The organism is uncultured Dysgonomonas sp., assembly GCF_900079725.1.
In the GTDB taxonomy this organism is placed as follows: domain Bacteria; phylum Bacteroidota; class Bacteroidia; order Bacteroidales; family Dysgonomonadaceae; genus Dysgonomonas.
This window is the reverse complement of sequence record NZ_LT599032.1, coordinates 2,947,738-2,966,247: the sequence shown is the minus strand read 5'-3', so window position 1 is coordinate 2,966,247 and position 18,510 is coordinate 2,947,738. Positions and strand designations below refer to the sequence as shown.

Sequence of the window (18,510 nt, the reverse complement as noted above, 5' to 3'; positions counted from 1 at the left end):
TTTTCTATTTTTTAATGATGATCTCATTGATAAATACTCCGTTAGCTATAATTCTTAATACATAGTTTTTCGGAGCCAGTGTAGAACAATCCAGCGTATCGTAGTATATGCCTTTAGCCTTACTTATTGATACAATTTTCTTTACCGGCATACCTTCTAACGAGTATAACTCGAATGAAACCTTGGCATCCGCTTTCAATTCATATTTCAGGTTAAGAACTGATTCCACTGGATTAGGATACATCCTGCAGGTTAGGATATCTTCCAGCATCACGGTTTTAGTCTGTAGGGTTTCAGTATTGGCAGTATTATCTTCGGTGTCTTTCCATAATTCATCCAGCAAAGCCAGGTTCTCGGGGTCGGTATCCAGATACAGGTGGTCTTGTGGAGGGAAGAAGAAGGCAGTGGTGAACACCTCTGTATTATCTGCCAGGTCGATATGGCGTATTGTCTCAAATATGGGGTAACGGTAACCTTTGCTATACCACCGGCAGGTTTCTAGTTGATTGCCGGTGCTGTTTGGAACATCAGTTATATACTCTGTTGGTATATCGTAGATAGTCTGTATCGTTTTTACTCTCAAAACCGGATTCAGGCTATCCCCCGATGGCAGTATCATCTTACCGTAGGCATCGGCCGTAGTAGTCATTGTCCCTTGTGTACGGATATCTACCGTACCGGAATAAAGGCCTTCCGATTTATAGCTGGAACAAACAGTTTGTCCATAATTCAAAGGGAAATGCGTCAGTACCATCGGACGGGTATATTCCAGTACTACCGAAGGATTTTCATGTCCCATTTGCAGCAGGCTGTCATTTGTTAAACGGTAATAATACATGGTGTTATGTTCAGTACCTACTATCAGTTCGTTGTCCTGTATGTCCTTCTTCAGATAGCGTTTGTTTCCAAATATATAGATGTTGTCTCCATCCAAGGGAGGCAGGTCATACACGAGAGTATACTCATCATTAACGGATTTGAGACGGCTGAAATCCCAAAGTTTGTTCGTTCCGGCTTCTCCGGGATTCACATATTCTACTTGTTGTTTGACAAGGATATCACCTGCCCTGTAATAGTTATGAGCTGTGTTGAGTTGCCCGGAAACAGGCAAAATATAAATCCACACAGTTGCCAGGATAAATGCAATTGCTTTCATGGTATACGTCTAAGGTTAAAGTATGAAAAGGAAATAATATTCCTATTACTTGTTGTTATATAAAATTTAAGAGGCTATGTTATTTATATAATATAATAAGGGATCTTTTCAAAGTGGGTAAATTAGAATGTATTGGTCAGTATCTTACAGGATGGCATTTGATTAAATACATAGTGTGTCTTCATAGGCATTATATTTTAAAAGTACGTCTTTTTAAATCACTTTGCTTAGCTTACATTATCTCCTAATATTCAAATATATTGATTTATTCTATATAGTCAAGATGTTTTGTGAAAAAAATGCAAATTTTCTTCTTTTTCCAGATATGTGATCTTCTTTTGCAGCCTCTTTTGAAAGGTATATTGTTAATCTGCCTTGACCATTCCATATATTCAGGATAGCATTGGCACAAAAGGGGCTGCTATATGTTTTGATAAAATAATCGGATTAGGAAAAAGTTCTTTTAACATAATTTGGTAAATTTGAGATTAAACAATTTTCTTATTTACAAACATTTTTATAAATAAATGGGGGCATCTTATGGATATATGAATAAAAAATGGAGATAAAGTATTTTTATCCCCATTTTATGTTGTGTTGGTAATGATTTTTCTTGTTTAAAATCAGGGTGTTAAAGTGTTTATACTACATAAATTACAACAACACATAACAAATGTTATGTTGTACGCCACATAACATCCGGTAAATCAGATTACGGGCTCTCTTGTCAAAATCGTTCCTTTCGTGTTTGGTGTCTTTCCGGTAATAATCATACAGGTAATAACAGTTGAGACCGTCCTTTTCAAAATGACGGAAATCAACATTGTCAGGAAAGTAGCTGTTATCGTACGATAACGGCGCATATAAATAGTCAAGGATTGTTTCTATCTCCTTGCTGCGTTCTCCTGTCGGGCATTGCCAGAGACAGGCGTTGAACCAATCGGAGGAATAATAGCCTCTTCCGGTAAGGATGCCGAACTCATGGGTGCGGGTATCATGCAGCCGCCACCCAAAAAATTTAGATAAACGGTTAAGTTCTTTCTTGCCGGAACAGTAGTAACCGAAAGTACCGTCTGGATAAAAGCTGATGACATATTCGGTTCTAGGACGTAAGGCTTCTTTTAACCTGTCCATGACGGCAAGGGCGCTGTTATCTCCGAATTTCAGGGCAAATGACCCCCAGCGTATATCCTGTTGCATAGTGTAATCCGATTAATGAATTACTAAGGTAAGAGGAAATGTCAGATATAGGTAGGAAAACTGGGGGAATGTTAAAAATAAATGATTGATGTATGAAGTTTGTATTGAATACAATGAGGAATATTTGATGATAATATCCCTCATTATAATAATTTAGTTGGCTGATTATTTCAGGAAATTCTTATTAACAGATTTCATATCGTCTGAAATACTTTGGTCCAAGACCTTCGCGTAATGTTCAGTCATTCTTGTTGATGAATGGCCCAGCATTTTAGATACATTCTTCAAAGCAACTTTATTAGCCAAAGTAACTGTAGTGGCGAAAGTATGTCTCGCCGTGTGAGTAAAACACCGTAAAAGAAGCGTATGCAGATGTTAGAAGTAAAAACGTAACAAGTTTATAATTAGCAGATTTGCTGATTTAGGCACAAATCGCCTAAGCAGATTTAGGAAGAGGTTCAGTAACCAAATCGTTAGCCGCTCAGTTACCAAAACGAAATAGGTAACCGGAGATAAGCTGAAGTCTAACAGGACGATTTTATTTCTTTGATTTACTGATCTTTGCGTAATAAAGAGCACTTATATAACCGGTAACTTTGCCTAACGGTAAAGTCCTCAAAATTATAAGTGATATGAAAGTAGAAAAGTTCAAGGTTTTGCTCTACCTGAAAAAGAGCTCACCCGACAAATTAGGTAAGATTCCAATTATGGGGCGAGTAACTGTAAACAGTACAAAGGTACAGTTCAGCTGTAAGCTATCTTGTAGTCTCGACTTGTGGAATCCACGTGAGAGCCGTCTGAATGGTAAGAGCCTAGAAGCAGTAGAAGCTAATAAGAAAATCGAAAAAATACTGCTCGATATTCATTCAGCTTTTGATAGTCTAGAGGAACGCAAAAAGCCATTCGATGCTGAGGCAGTCAAGAATTTGTTTCAGGGAAACATGGGAGCACAAATAACCCTGCTTGCTCTTCTTACCCGACACATAGAAGAATTGGAAGCCCGTGTTGGGATTGACGTTGCTCCAACGACTTTATCGACCTACGTCTATACGCACCGTTCATTAGGTAAATTCATCCAAAAAAAGTTTAAAACCAAAGATGTGGCATTCGGACAACTTAATGAACAATTTATCAGAGAGTATCAAGATTCTGTATTGGGTGAACAAGGCTATGCAATGCAAACCGTTCGCCACTATTTGGCTATTCTAAAAAAAATCTGCAAGATTGCTTTCAAAGAAGGAATTTCAGAGAAATTTCATTTTGCCTATTACAAACTACCCAAACAAAAAGAGACCACTCCCAAAGCACTAAGCCGAGAGAGCTTTGAGAAAGTACGGGATTTGGATATACCCCAAAAACGTCCTTCAACCCGTTTTACAAGAGACTTATTTCTCTTTGCCTGCTACACGGGGACTGCCTATGCCGATGTCATTCGTATAACGAAAGAAAACCTTTTTACTGACGAAGAAGGAAGTCTTTGGCTAAAATATGCCAGAAAGAAGACGGACTTTCGGGCACGTGTCAAATTATTGCCCGAAGCTATTGCCTTGATTGAAAAATACAAGGACGAAAATAGAGATACGCTATTTCCGTGGCAATCACCGGAAATGGTAAAAGCCAATATGAAAGGCTTACGGGTAATGGCAGATGTAAAAGAGCCGATGACCTACCATTCCGGAAGGCACAAACAAAGCCCTTATCAGCTATTAATCAATAAATTACACAGCCTTCGTCTTGAAATAGGTAACGATTTAGAAACCAGCTTGCTTCTTAGATATGCTTAATTTCTTCACTATATTAAAGAGCGACTTATCTTTTGTAAAGATATAAAATAAATCTTGTCTTACTCCAATTTCTATTAATTTCTTCTCTTTTATCTGCTGTTCCTATATTCAACAGGTGTCATTAAAAACTGACGTTTAAAAGCTTTACAAAAACTGCTTTGGTGTTCAAATCCAATTTGTAAAGCAGTCTCCGAAATAGGCATTTGTGTATCCAATAAATATTGCTTTGCTTTCTCCATTCGGTATTCTGATAATACACCATAGACAGTGTTATTGTATAATAATCTGAATACTTGTTTAGCTTTGCTTCATATTTAACATGAAATAGATATTAAGATGGATTTCTTTGATTTACATAAAAGAGAAGAATATATTTTTCTGGAAAATGTATGGGATAAGCTCTAACCTCATCTGGTTCACAAAATATTCCTCTAAGTTTAAATATTAATATAGGAGGAGATTTTGATTACTGCTATCCACAAATTAATAATAGAAAAGAACCTTGGAAAGGTAATACCTTGAATTTATATTCATCGCGTGAAATGATAAGTCAACCTTTTTTCCATCGAAATGAGAAGACAAGACAGTTTGCGATTGTATTTTCGTCTGATTATCTAACGAAGTTATCTAATCAGACTCCACAGTTGTTTTACTCAGTTTTGAATGATTATGAAAATAAGAAGACTGATAAAATATTTGATAACAACTTACTATGCAGGTCTCGTATAATAATGCTTACTCGGGAGATAGGTCAGTTTTGTTTTGATTCCGCAATCTATCCCTATTTTCCTTAGGATATTGTAAAAATGAAAAGGTCACGGATTAGCTCATGGCTTGCTATCTTGAACTTCACATTCATTATCTGCTGTAATTCCTCGTTGTTCAAAAAGCCTCTATCTTTTGGAATATGTTTGGCTTTATAAAATGAAATAGGATTAGTCTGTAACACCCCTAACATGTAGGCTTTGGATACAACATGCTTAGGGTTGTCATAAATCATTTTCACTCTAGTTTTAGAGATCTTATATTAAAGGAAAACTGAATACCAAACTTGCAGCCTTCAATATTATGGAAAGAGGTAAAAGCGCCCAAACCCAAAAAGCGATTAAATGAAATAGAATAGCCTGCTTCCACGTAAGATTTTGAGTCTGGAGTAAATAATGTTTTTAGATGTATGTTCTCTGTAAATGGACTTCTTTGTAAAAAAGGAATATGTTTTAGAAAAACATATCTTCCTGAATAATTAAGAAACATATTTATCCAATATCTATTTGTTTGCAATTGATAATTATCCAGTAATAAAAAAGAATCAAATAATGAATTTAGATTAAGGATCATGTCCGAAGCGCCGAAATGCTGATAATCGGTAAAGTGCATATTGTGATCAGTCTTAATATATGTTCCTGCTTCAATTTTATAATCGATAGAATTAAAATAATCGATCGGGATATTATGAGAAATACCTCCCTTTAATTTTTGATATTTTGAATTATTAACTTGCCATGATGAGAAACCTTCCTGGTATTCAATATTGAAGACAGGTGTCACTTTTTTATTATGCATGTCGACAGCCTCTGTGATTGTATAGTTTGAATAAGGTGAATATAAAAAGCCTAAAGAGTAATAAGTCCGGTCAAATCGGCTATTCGGAAAAATATTAGGTTGTATTTTATTTCGGTTTAATATATTAAAATCAGTATAGTTATTAAGTCCGGATCTTTTGTCAATTCCAAATGAAATAAAAGCTTTAATCTTAGGATTTAGATGAATACTATTGTTGAAATAGAGAAAATCATGTTGATAGAAGAAATTAGTATTCTCTCCTAATATTAAAGAATTAAAATAGTTCTGGTACCTTGTCAGTGATAGGTTATTAAAATCTTCACTCCTTGTTCCAAAGCTGACCGTAAATTGTCCTTTTTTCTTTAGGTTATAATTATACATTATATCGTTTCCACCCAATAACCGTTTGCGAGCAGTTGCACAATATATATAAGGCAAGGCTTCAATATTGGTATTATTGTCAAACTGTACTTTTAGGTTGAATCTATTGCCAAGCCAAAAACCATCGACATAATTGTAATCTCGAAAGATCATTTTAACTCCATTATATTTTAAAGAGATCTTGCTTGTATCATTTCCTATCAGATATCCGCCCAGTAGTAGTTTTGCAATTATAAACTTTGATAAATCAGGTCTCCTGTTCCTTAAGTTCATCGTATCTGATATTTGTTCTAAGAAATTTGAACCTATGGGTTGTAATCTGACTTTATTCCAGAAGCTACTATCCCTTTTATTTGCACATGTATCAATGATATATTCAGAACTGTTCTTCTGTTTGTTGGCATGAAATTCTCTCTTTTCGTCAACGTTATTCAGTTTTAGTCCGGAATAATATTCGACAGAACCTTTTACCCCTACCATACGGAATGCAATATCATTATAAATAGTAATTGGTTGTAATTGGTTGTATGATATCGTTATTGACGATTTTAAACCATTTTTGTCAGTATTAAGGATTACATAATTAATATTCCATCCTTCTTCTTTAATAAACAAGTAACCATTTATTAGATCCGGATTGTTGAATTTTGCGTTCACTTTTATTTTATAAATCTTGGTATCAGTTGATTTGTAATATCCTCCGTATTCAAATCTGTAATATTTAAATGCATTTGAGCTTAAAGGAGATACAAACCCATTATAATTTTCAGTATATATTGATTCTTTAAAAAAATCGAAAAGCCCCTTTTCTGTAAATATTCTGGGAATATAACCTTGATAACCTTCTATGTTTATCTTATAGGATCCCGGTTCTATAGCCTGAGTATTGCCATATATTTCAGTAGAAATCACATGTCCTTTCAAAGATGAAAGGTACCTTCGGTCAAGTTTATAACTGGTGTTATCAATAAAGTCTGAGACTTCGTTAATAATCATTTGTCCCCGAATATAATGACTTACATTATAATACAGTACCGATTCCATATCTTTTGAAACACTATTTATGCAGTTTCTAATAATGGTATTTGCTTGGTATTCATTCTGTTTCTCGGTTATTGAATCAATAAATAAGGTGTCTTTTTCTAATTTATATATCCGATTGAGGCTATTGCCTTTTGATATAAAAATAGAATCTGATATTTCTTTGTATCCTGGATATTGGCAAATTAAAGAATAATTTCCTTCTTTTAATGAAATTTGAAACATTCCATTTTTATCACTAATAATACCTTGATTTATTCCCTTAATAAAGATAGTTGCGGCATTTATTGGTGCGTCAGATAAATCTCTAATGTTTCCGATGAAATTTTGAGCATAACTGCTTATATAAAATGCTGATATGAATATGTATATGAAAATAAATTTCACGATTGAGGGAATTTGTTATATAAATTAATCCAGATATAAAAATCAGAATATTATAAGAGAATATAGGTAGTCTTACTCTCTCTAAATATCTAGATTTCTCTTTAAACGATTACGAGATATAGTCATTGAGATTATAGATGGTTATGTATAATGAAATAACTTCTTTTCTTCTTTTTAATATTTTCACTTCTTATTTATCATTGCTGTTTAACAGGTGTTTATGTGAAATATTTTCTGTTCCTGAATTAAATCAAATGAAAAATTTAGTCAAGAAGTCGTTGGACTGTCCAAGCTTCAACTATTCAATTATTCGTATAGACTATTATCATAGAGCTTTCGTCGATAGACCATTCTTTGATATTAATCTTTGTTTCACATGTTCCTTTTAAACAAATGGATATAAAAAACACCCAATATATCAGTTCCCAATGTAATAATGCCGATAATGAGTATATACAGTCTAAGCCATATTGATAATAAATTTCAGTTAATACCGACCAACCATGAATATAAACGAAATGATTCTTCGGCTGTACATCCAGGGCTTTGATTGTCTTATAATTATACTTCTATATAATTATTTAGAAATACAATATTCATATTTAATAAAACATCTCTTGAAAAGGATTCAATAATTCCGTATAAATAGTGTTATCCTTCTCGAAAAAACGGATTTTTTTTTCTTTGGATAACCAACCTAAGGCCAGAAATATCATACTGTCTCTGAAACCCGTTAATTCACCAATCTCTCGGATGGAGAGAGCTCCTTTTTCGAATAATAGCTGCCAAATTATTCCTGAATTGATTCCAATATCATGTATTAGCATAATTGTTATTTATTTATTTATTTATTTTCGTTAACCAGGTTTCGCTCCTGAGCTTCAGGATGGCGTCTTAGGTATTTTCGCCAGAACGTCCTGTTATATTTATCAATTAACCTTTCACATAGTACAATGTCAAACTTTCTACTTTGAGCATATATTCTAGCTATTTTTCTCAGAGTATCAGGAGGAAACCTGATTCGGGAGAAACTTCTAGCACCTTCAAAAATATCAATATTCTTAAAAGTGATCCGGTTAAGATCCACTAATAGAAATTGGTAATTCGCTCCTCTTCTCTTATACAGGATATTTCCCGGAGAATAATCGTTATGGTAAATACTCTTTTCATGGATCTTTGCCGTAAATAAAGAAAATTGGCTAATAAGCTTCTCTGACTCACGGTCAGTTTGTCTATATATATCTTTCATGATACCGTCGACTTCTTCATGTAATGAAACATAATAAGATTCATAAAATAAGCCATAACGCATTGTTTCAATATATGCGACCGGATCAGGAGTAGATATTCCTAATTTTTTTATTTCCATAGCATTTTCATATGATCTCCTTGCCTTTGATTTTCTGAACCGTACATACACAATCTTATTTATAAGATTAGGAACTTTAAAAGATTTTACATTCAATACAAAACCTTTTACCGGATAAATCTTTATTATATTCCGTTGCTCAAATAGTACTTTTCCGCCAAAAGAAAATAGTGAAGGAATTAAGTCTATAAATTCTGAAAGCTCACTATATTGGGGATTTAGATGTGTATTTATTTTCATTTAGTTAATATTGAACGATTATAAATTCTGACCATATTAGACAGAGGAGCAACTTCCATTATCAGTTTGACTTCTTTTTGATTTGTAAATACCAAGATGCAAGACGCCCCCGATATGTTTACCTGAATACTAAAAGCCGATATCTATCTTGTAAACCTTCATATTATATACAAATCCAACTAAATATCTACCAAATCTGAAATCGGGAACCTTTTAAAGAAGCAAGAAGACCAAAGAATAGCCCTCCATAACAGCAATTAACCCACCATACTGCAGACATTGGGTAGGTTCCCCAATAACATCCCCAAAAGGACCAATGGAAATACCCTAATATTCCTCCAATAAGCATGGAAATAAGTATTTTTCTATTTAAAAATATAAATATGCATAGTTTCTTCATATCTTTTATGTTTATGGCTGATTCCAATAAAAACCAGGTACATTTAACATGTTAGATTTCTCCTCTGTTTTCATATGCTTACGAATTTCTCTGGCAAAAAGATTATTGATTGTATGCCCCGGGCAATTGGCCTCTATTCTGCCTTTGATGAAACAGCCCACTAAAGCGATATCTCCGATAATATCCAACAGTTTGTGCCTTGCCGGCTCATTCGGAGCATTTAAAGGTTTATTCATCAAATAGCCCAAATGGTTTGCATCTCTCCTTTTGACACGCAATATATCGGATAACCTGTCTAACTTTTCTTGTTCCATAATCTGGTCATAGATAATAATTGCATTATCCATATCACCTCCTTTGATCAGGTTCCTGTCTAGCAGAGATTCAATCTCTCTGACAAAAACGAAAGTCCGGGCTCTGGCAAAATCTTTAATAAAAAAAGAGATGTCAGGTAAATAAGCTTCTTGTTGTTTAAGTAATACTGAATCAAAAGAGATTTTACTTTTGATACTAAAAGACTCACTGGGAATCAATGTGAGCGATGCACCTGAGACTTCATCTTTTACTCTTATTTTCTTCCGGGGAAACCCAAGATATATTCTTCTTGCATTTTGAGGTTTAACTCCCGTTTCCAGAATCTTTTGAACAAACGCGATTGAGCTCCCATCCATTATTGGAAATTCAGGAGCATCCACATCAATCAGGCAATTATCTATACCACAAGCATACAAGGCTGCTAGTGCATGCTCAACAGTACTTACCTGTACTGTTGAAGATCCTAATACAGTTCCTCTCATTGTTGACACAACATTCTCTGCCAGAGCATCTATTATATGAGTACCCATTATGTCGGTACGCTTTATTTTATAGCCGTGATTCTCCGGAGCAGGATTAAACTTTATTTGTATATTTAAGCCTGTATGCAAACCTTTACCTCTCAAGGTAAAACTGCTTTTCAAAGTCCTTTGTTTTGTAATCATTGCAGAGTATCGTTACAAGTTATTTTATACGCTTATAAATCATTTCAAAATTAGATAATGGAACATAGCCCATTATGCGGCCGGCCGGCTTTCCTTCATTAAAGAAAAGAATAACAGGTGTTCCTGATAAATTATAGGCCTCAGCCAAGGGAGAATGAGACGTTATCTTTACTTTGAAAAATAGGTCAGACCGATTGTTGGATCCTACAATTTTCATATAGTGTTCCATTTTCTTATATACCTTAGATTCATCCTGATAAAACAGGACTGTTACCTTCCCCTTAAGAACTCCCTTCTTGAAAGAATTCTCATCCAGGATTTGCAAATCATATTCCAGACCTTTAATATCTTCATCTTTTTGCACTTCATATAATCCTATTACATAGATCAGTAAAGAAAATAATATGAGAGAACAACAAAAATGGATTGGTTTTAATTTATAGGTGATATGTTTTTTCATCATGAAGGTTTTTAGAAAGTTAGCGTCAAATACCAGTTGCTTCCTTTTTAAACAATGAATTTTTTACTAAACCTATAATATGTTTTTGCATACAATTTACTTTACACTGTTCAAAACATTATAAGAATCAGATCGTACTATTTAGCTAAATATCCCTTATATAATTCTTTGAGAATGCTTGTGCACAAATCATAATAACATAGAGATATAAAGTAGCGATACAAAAGAGCCGCCAACAGAAATAAGCATCCAATTACAATTTTATTCTTCATCTTGTTCCGCATTCCAATCCTGCTTAATAAATAGGAGTTTCGCCTGTCATCGGGTCGGTAAATGAATTACTATAAGCTTGATATATCGTTTATATCCGATTAGTATATACTGTAAAAATCGGGTTTTATACACATACCGATACGTACGTTCATTGAATATTTATTATAATCCAGAAGGCTATCTCCATAACCGTCCTGAAAACGGAGGAACAGATATTGGTTGGAACTCTTGGAAACCTTAAAAGCTATACTGGCTATTGTGTTTATATTCCCAAACCCTTTGCGTTGATTCAATTGCATCTCAAGCCACCATTTTTGCCTGGCATCTGTTAAACTGACATTTATTTGCCCCAGCCCTTTATAATCCAATAAATCTTTATTGTTATCACCATCAACATACGGAAGCCAAAACTCTCCCGATATATTGAACTGGGGATTAATATAATATTTGGCGGCAAGACTCAGATAATTCCAACTGCGGGACTCTTCTTTTTCCCTTCCGTTGGACTCATGCTTAATTTGTATAAATGCAACACCTAATAATCTGTTTTTGTGCAGTATAACCTTGGCGAGCCCAACCCCTGGATTATAATTCGTATCACGGAAAGGACTGGATTCTGCATAAATATTCCAGAATGATTTCTGGGTATAAGTAAGATAAGCAAAGGTTCCGAATGGTAATATACTTTTAGTCAAACGGTGTCTTATACTAATCTGAAACATCGCATCAGCCGTATTATTCGTAATTTTTTGGTTTAAAGGGATACCGGTAATAAAGAAATTATCTTTATATATTCCGAATGGAGGAATTTTGTCTATTGCATCCAATATCTCTTTTTCTGACCTGTATATTGTCACCCGCTTAAATAAATCCGCCAAATTATCTTCTTTATTTAAAATAGCAGTACTATCTTGAGTTTGGCCAAATAATGTAAATGGGAATAATAAAAAGATTAATATATATTTAATAAACTTATTCATACTATTGGCAATTATGAATTTGATAGAACCGGTAAATAAACGAAGTATACTCATTTACTTACCGATCCTTTTATTTATTATTGAATACCTCCACCAAGAGCCTTATAAAGATCTACCGAGCATTGAAGCTGTTCAAGTTTATCACTAACTTGCCCTAATTGAGCCTGCAAAAGATTCTGTTCGGCTGTCAGAACTTCAGTATAATTAGCCTCTCCAGCCTTCAATAGTTCTTGAGTAAAATCAACAGCCTTATTCAATGATGAAATCTGGGATTCCCTGATTTCATTCTTGCTGATTGATGATTCGTAGTTGTATAATATGTTCGAAACCTCTTCACCCGCAGATAGTACAGTCTTCTCAAATGTCAATAAAGCTTCTTGTTGTTGAGCCTTGGCTATTTTGAGATTACCTGTCAATTGTTTTTTAGCAAAGATAGGTTGCGTCAATCCTCCTATTATACTGGCAAAAATATTTTCAGGTTTGAAGAAATTAGACAGGGAGTTTGCTCCGTAACCGATCATCCCGGAAGTAAGGGTTATGGAAGGATAGAAAGCGGCGCGGGCAGCATGAGTCAGTTCAAATGCTGAACGGAAGCCTAACTCAGCCTGCTGTACATCAGGACGTTTAGCCAACAGCTGAGCAGGTACTCCATAAGCTAGCCGGGAAACGATCATTTGATCTGAAATAGTAGCACGTACCACATGACCAGGTTTACGACCCAATAATGTACTGATGGAGTTTTCCATTTGTCTGATCTGGCTTTCAAGGTCAGGTATGGTAACCCGGGTGCTGTATAATAATGATTTGCTTTGCTCGACGGATGCTCCGTTAAGCATACCGGCCTCCATCAACGCCTGCATCGTGGTTGTACTCTCTTCCAGCAAAATAACAGTCTCTTTTGTTATTTTAAGCTGTTCATCCAAGGCTAGAAGAGAATAGTATGAAGTAGCAATATTGGCAACCAGCGATGTCTTTATCAGGTTATGATAAGCATGGCTGTTGAGAAACTGTGCATATTTGGCCTTCGACTGACGATTTAGCTTTCCCCAGACATCCAATTCCCAACTAGTACTGACGCCTAGTGTATAGGTGGTGGAGTGATAGCCTAAAACATCTTTACCATCAACACCATTACTTGATCTGGAATGTTCTGCCTGCCCGACTAAAGAGACATCCGGGAAATAAGCGGCTTTAGCCATCCCGAGGTTTGCTTCTGCCTGTTGTATCCTTGTTACGGCAATTTGTAAATCGAAGTTATTTTGCAGGCCTTCTTCTATCAATTCCTGCAAGACAGGATCTTTGAAATACTCACACCAGGTCATATCAGCAATGGTTACGGTATCTGTTGAGGGCCGATCCCTGAACAGGCTATCGGTATTCACTTCGGGTGATTTATAGCGGTTTGTAACCTGGCAGGAGGTCAGCCCCATTGAGGCTGTAAGCCCCAACAGAACGATTCCTTTTATATATTTATTCTTCATTTTATTATTTATTATTGTCTTCGTTTTCTTCTGAATTAACCAATCCCGATTTACTGAATTTTTCCTGTAAAGATTGGAAGATGATATAAAGAGAGGGGATTACCAATATTCCCAACATAGTACCGACAAACATACCTCCAATAGCACTGATACCGATAGAACGGTTACCTATTGCCCCTGCTCCACTGGCAAACATCAATGGTAAAAGTCCGCATATAAAGGCAAAAGAAGTCATCAATATAGGACGTAACCGGGCTACTGCACCGCTGATTGCTGCCTCGACAATGCTCATTCCCGCTTGCCTTCGTTGCACGGCATATTCGACAATCAAAATTGCATTTTTAGCCAATAGACCAATCAACATAATCAGGGATATCTGTACATAGATATTATTGACAATACCATCTTTAAGACCAAAGATCAATAAGAAGATATAAATTCCGGCAAGACCGATCGGCAGCGAGAGGATTACACTCAACGGAGTTATATAACTTTCGTACAATGCTGCCAATAAGAGATAAACAAAGATTAAACACAACCCGAAAACAAGTACAGTTTGGCTACTACTATCAGCTTCTTCTCTGGTCATTCCCGCATATTCATATCCATATCCGTCAGGTAATGTTGTGGCAGCAACTTCCTCTACAATCTTTAAAACATCTCCGGTACTATATCCTCCATAAAAATTAGGTATGATGATGGCATCAATAGAGGTAAACATATTAAAGCGTGCTAAAGTCTGCGGACCGGTTACATCTTTTATAGTTACAAATTCAGTAATAGGTGCCATCTCCCCGTTAGCTGTCTTAACCGATAATTTATTCAGGTCATCTAATTTAGTCCTGTATTTAGGATCAGCCTGAACCATTACACGAAATTGTTTACCGTATAAATTAAAATTAGACACATACATACTGCCGACATAAGCTTGCATCGTTGCCATTACATCACTCAGGGTAATACCGGCTTCTTTAATTTTAGCTATATTGGCATCAATTTCTTTTTGAGGAAAGTTCGGGTTGAAATTAGTCATGGCAATCATCACTTCTTTTCGTTGCTGCATAGCTGAAAGAAATTCTTGCGATATTCCATGAAATTTATTGATATCGCCTCCCGTCTTGTCCTGTAATTGCATATCCACTCCCGTAATTAGACCAAACCCTTGCAAGGTTGGTAAGGGATTGAATAAGAATTTTGCCTGAGACATTTGCTTTGTTTTTTCTGTAAGAATAGCACCAACCTCTTGTGCCGTCTTTTCTCTTTTATCCCATGGTTTGAGTTTTACAGCTACCGACCCATAAGAACTAGCCTCTCCATTTATCAAACTGATACCTGTTAATTTTATCACACAATCTACTTCATCCATTTCTTCTATCATATCTACAACCTGAGTCATTACAGAATCAGATCTTTCTAGAGATGATCCCGGAGGTAAAGTAACCATTCCAATCAAGGTTCCTCCATCTTCTTGCGGAACAAAGCCTGTAGGAATAAATTTCATAATGGCGACCAATACAACAATACTTACGCCTATTATCGCCATTGTAATCCAACGATGCCCCTTTTTGCCGAGAAACTGGAGTGATTTCTTATACTTAGATGTTCCTTTATCAAATAAGATATTAAAATTGCTATAGAAGCGTTTCAGAAAGTTCTTTTTTGTTGAATCGTCTTCGTGATGCGGCTTTAAGAACAAAGCACAAAGAGCCGGACTTAATGTCAATGCATTTACCGCCGATATAATAATAGCAATAGCCAGTGTCAGGCCGAACTGCTTGTAAAATACACCTGTGGTTCCACCGATAAAGCTAACGGGAATAAACACCGAGGCCATTACCAGGGTAATAGATACAATTGCAGGAGCAATTTCTGTCATTGCATCTATTGCAGCACGTTTAGGATCTTTTTCACCTGACTCAAGACGAGCGTGCACGGCCTCGACGACAACGATCGCATCATCGACGACTATCCCGATAGCTAAAACAAGAGCAAATAGAGTGAGCAGATTTATCGAAAATCCAAATAAGGATAAGAAAAAGAATGTGCCGATAATAGCAACAGGAACTGCTATTGCAGGAATTAAGGTAGAGCGAACATTCTGAAGAAATATAAATACAACGATAAATACCAAAATAAAAGCTTCAATCAGCGTGCTTATTACTTTATTTATAGAAACATTGAGAAATTCACTGGCATCCATCACATAAGTTACTTTCAGTCCCGGAGGGAAAGATTTTGATGCGTCATCGATACGTGCTTTGATATTGTTGATTAGTTCACTTGCATTTGACCCAGCTGTCTGATTGATTGTTATTCCAATCGCAGATTTTCCATCCAATGTGGTCAACACTGAATAATTAAGCGATCCCAACTCTACATCTGCAATGTCTTTTAGCCGCAATATCTGCCCATTTTCAGAGCGAATTATAATATTGGAAAATTCTTCTGTTGTGTTTAAGCGTCCTGTATACTTTAGTGTATACTGGAAACTCTGGTCACTGTTTTGTCCCAGTTCTCCCGGTGCAGCTTCGATATTCTGATCGTTCAGGGCAGCTATTGCTTCCGACGGGTTTATTTTATACGTATTCATTTTATCCGGTTTAAACCAGATGCGCATTGAATAGTCCTTGGAACCGAATACGCTTGCATTACCTACACCATACACACGTTTGATTTGGGGAAGGAGGTTGATATTCGCATAATTCTGAAGAAACTTGTCATCGTACTGTTCGTTGTCCGATGAAAATGCAATCATCATAATCATACTGGTTTGCTGTTTCTGCACAGTTACACCAACCTGAGTGACTTCCTGAGGCAACAATGGGGTTGCCTTAGATATTAGATTTTGTACATTTACGGCTGCTATATCAGGGTTAATCCCTTGTTTAAAATATATAGTTACCGTAGCCGCTCCACTATTAGATGCTGATGATGTCATATAAGTCATCCCTTCTACTCCATTGACAGCCTCCTCGATTGGTACAATGACCGATTTCATAATCACATCAGCGTTGGCTCCTGCGTAAGTGGTCTGTATCTGAACCGTAGGCGGCGCAATATCAGGATATTGTTCTACCGGTAGAGATGCAAGACCGATTATCCCGAGCACAACAATCAGAATTGAAATGACGGTGGATAATACGGGTCGTTCTATAAATGTCTTTAACATTGTTATCGTTATTATTTAATTTATACTTGGTGGATTAATCCTTGATACTAATTTTTTTGCCATTGCTAAGGGTTGCAATCCCATCAGATACAATCTTATCTCCTGTGGAAAGACCTTCGGTTACAACATATGTTTTGCCATCAGGCATCTCGCGGGCAGTTATAATTACTTGTTGGACTGAATCTGCCTGTACTTTATAGACCAGTATTTTGTCTTGTTGAGCAAAAGTTGCTTTCTGTGGTATGATGATAGTATTGTCAACATGTTCGGGGATAATAACTTTTCCACTGGCTCCACTTCTTAGTTTACCATCCTTATTGGGAAACTCAGCTCTAAAATTGGCTGATCCGGTAGAAATATCGATAATGCCGGATATGGTCTGTATTTTACCTTTTTCGGAATATAGGCTTTCATCGGAAAGCTGAAGGTTTACAGGCGGCAGGTTATTAATCTTTTCGGATTGAGTTTTACCATCAGCTTTATCAAGGAAATGCTTTAGTTCATTTTCATTGAGAGAAAAATAGGCAAACACATTTCCGGTGCTGGCAACAGAGGTTAATACATCCGATTTACTGACTAAGCTGCCGATACGGTATGAAACAGTACCGATAACCCCATCAACAGGACTTGAAACATTGGTCCAACCCATTGTTGCCTGGGCACTTTTCAATGTTGCTTCTGCTTGTTTTAAAGAAGCTAAAGCAGTTGCATATGAATTTTCATATGTCAACAGCTGTGTATTGCTGACAATACCTTTTTCGGCTAATGGGCGGATTCTGTCAACGTTCACTTTTGCGGTGTTCAATTGTGCCTGCGCGCTATTGACGGAAGCTTGAGCTGATGCAAGGGCTTGTTCGGTTTCAGGAGAGTTGATTTTAAACAGGGTCTGTCCTCTTTTTACATCTGAGCCTTCGTCTACATATATGGCATCGATAAAGCCTTCTATGCGCGGTCTAATCTCAACGTCTTCCTGTCCCTTGATTGTTGCCGGATACACTGTCTCCAAGACGGCACTCTGTTTTGTTATAGTTATTACCGGGTAAGCCGAAGGGGTCTGCTGCTCATTGTTGTTTTTTTTACTACAGGCCGAATAGGTAAGCAGAACGCTTACAACACAAAGAAAATGTTTTACTTTCATCTTATTTTAATTATTTATTTTACATAATTCGTCCGAAAGGAGTCGTAATTGTTTTACTAAGTTATTTCGATTTACTCTGCAGTACAGAGAATTATTCATCTCGGAAATACTGCTGAATGCACATTTATAAACATCTATACCTTCTGCTGTTAGTTTTATATATACTACCCGGGTATTCTCTGTCCCTCTCATACGTGTTACAAACTGCTTTTTCTCCAGATTGCGAAGAATCGTAGAAGTAGTCATCGGATCTATACCGGTTTTTTCGGAAAGATCGATCTGTATGATCTCCTGCCGGCTTACTGTGAAATGATAAATAGCGGATAGTATCTCGAATTGGGAATGTGTAAGCCCGCAATTATCCAGAACTTGCTTTTTCCTCTTGGTCCATAATTTAATCACCTGATTAAATAAATGGTCTATTGCTACAATATTACTTTCATACATTTTTTATTTAGTCTTATAGTTATTGTTTACTAATACCATTAATTATAAGTATGCATATTAT

The 18,510-nt window shown here is 36.0% G+C and carries 14 protein-coding genes and 2 pseudogenes; 1 reads left to right on the top strand and 15 read right to left on the bottom strand.

The genetic code is table 11. The annotated features are described in order from the left end of the window. Positions 1–4: 4 nt before the first annotated feature. The 3 genes and pseudogenes from QZL88_RS12425 to QZL88_RS12415 form a co-directional block, all read right to left on the bottom strand. On the bottom strand, positions 5–1,156 hold the full coding sequence (locus QZL88_RS12425; RefSeq protein WP_296941583.1) for a T9SS C-terminal target domain-containing protein: 1,152 nt from the start codon (positions 1,154–1,156) through the stop codon (positions 5–7). Positions 1,157–1,810: 654 nt separating this feature from the next. Next, positions 1,811–2,356 (bottom strand): hypothetical protein, encoded by a 546-nt coding sequence (locus tag QZL88_RS12420; protein WP_296941581.1) that lies wholly within the window; start codon positions 2,354–2,356, stop codon positions 1,811–1,813. 165 nt (positions 2,357–2,521) lie between these two features. Further along, positions 2,522–2,701 (bottom strand): annotated as a pseudogene (locus QZL88_RS12415) (tyrosine-type recombinase/integrase); the annotation flags it as partial. 287 nt (positions 2,702–2,988) lie between these two features. Between QZL88_RS12415 and QZL88_RS12410 the strand changes: the two are divergent. Continuing rightward, on the top strand, positions 2,989–4,140 hold the full coding sequence (locus QZL88_RS12410; protein ID WP_296941579.1) for a site-specific integrase: 1,152 nt from the start codon (positions 2,989–2,991) through the stop codon (positions 4,138–4,140). A gap of 89 nt (positions 4,141–4,229) precedes the next feature. Here the strand turns inward: QZL88_RS12410 and QZL88_RS21220 are convergent. The 12 genes and pseudogenes from QZL88_RS21220 to QZL88_RS12355 all read right to left on the bottom strand — a co-directional run. Then, a pseudogene (locus QZL88_RS21220) lies at positions 4,230–4,427 on the bottom strand (helix-turn-helix transcriptional regulator); the annotation flags it as partial. Between the two features lie 503 nt (positions 4,428–4,930). Continuing rightward, entirely contained in the window at positions 4,931–5,140 is a 210-nt protein-coding gene (locus tag QZL88_RS12405) for a hypothetical protein (protein ID WP_296941577.1), read from the bottom strand. Between the two features lie 2 nt (positions 5,141–5,142). Beyond that, positions 5,143–7,512 carry a DUF5686 family protein gene (locus tag QZL88_RS12400; RefSeq protein ID WP_296941574.1) on the bottom strand — a complete coding sequence of 790 codons (2,370 nt, stop codon included), beginning with the start codon at positions 7,510–7,512 and terminating at the stop codon, positions 5,143–5,145. Between the two features lie 602 nt (positions 7,513–8,114). Next, positions 8,115–8,339, bottom strand: coding sequence for a winged helix-turn-helix domain-containing protein (locus QZL88_RS12395; RefSeq protein ID WP_296941572.1), 225 nt, complete (start codon positions 8,337–8,339; stop codon positions 8,115–8,117). A gap of 17 nt (positions 8,340–8,356) precedes the next feature. Then, on the bottom strand, positions 8,357–9,121 hold the full coding sequence (locus tag QZL88_RS12390) for a lipopolysaccharide kinase InaA family protein (protein WP_296941571.1): 765 nt from the start codon (positions 9,119–9,121) through the stop codon (positions 8,357–8,359). A gap of 411 nt (positions 9,122–9,532) precedes the next feature. Continuing rightward, positions 9,533–10,501, bottom strand: a complete 969-nt coding sequence (locus QZL88_RS12385; protein ID WP_296941569.1) for a UDP-3-O-acyl-N-acetylglucosamine deacetylase — start codon at positions 10,499–10,501, stop codon at positions 9,533–9,535. Between the two features lie 19 nt (positions 10,502–10,520). Then, positions 10,521–10,964 carry a thioredoxin family protein gene (locus QZL88_RS12380; protein WP_296941567.1) on the bottom strand — a complete coding sequence of 148 codons (444 nt, stop codon included), beginning with the start codon at positions 10,962–10,964 and terminating at the stop codon, positions 10,521–10,523. A 368-nt stretch (positions 10,965–11,332) separates the two neighbouring features. Then, positions 11,333–12,214, bottom strand: a complete 882-nt coding sequence (locus tag QZL88_RS12375) for a phospholipase A (RefSeq protein ID WP_296941566.1) — start codon at positions 12,212–12,214, stop codon at positions 11,333–11,335. A 77-nt stretch (positions 12,215–12,291) separates the two neighbouring features. Next, complete coding sequence (locus tag QZL88_RS12370) at positions 12,292–13,695, bottom strand: efflux transporter outer membrane subunit (RefSeq protein WP_296941564.1); 1,404 nt, start codon at positions 13,693–13,695, stop codon at positions 12,292–12,294. Between the two features lie 4 nt (positions 13,696–13,699). After that, the gene (locus QZL88_RS12365) at positions 13,700–16,864 is read right to left on the bottom strand and encodes an efflux RND transporter permease subunit (RefSeq protein WP_296941562.1); all 3,165 of its coding nucleotides are present in this window, start codon (positions 16,862–16,864) and stop codon (positions 13,700–13,702) included. A gap of 34 nt (positions 16,865–16,898) precedes the next feature. Next, positions 16,899–18,002: an efflux RND transporter periplasmic adaptor subunit gene (locus tag QZL88_RS12360; RefSeq protein WP_296941560.1), complete on the bottom strand. Its 1,104-nt coding sequence runs from the start codon at positions 18,000–18,002 to the stop codon at positions 16,899–16,901. 6 nt (positions 18,003–18,008) lie between these two features. Continuing rightward, positions 18,009–18,449 (bottom strand): MarR family winged helix-turn-helix transcriptional regulator, encoded by a 441-nt coding sequence (locus tag QZL88_RS12355; protein WP_296941558.1) that lies wholly within the window; start codon positions 18,447–18,449, stop codon positions 18,009–18,011. Between the last annotated feature and the right edge of the window lie 61 nt (positions 18,450–18,510).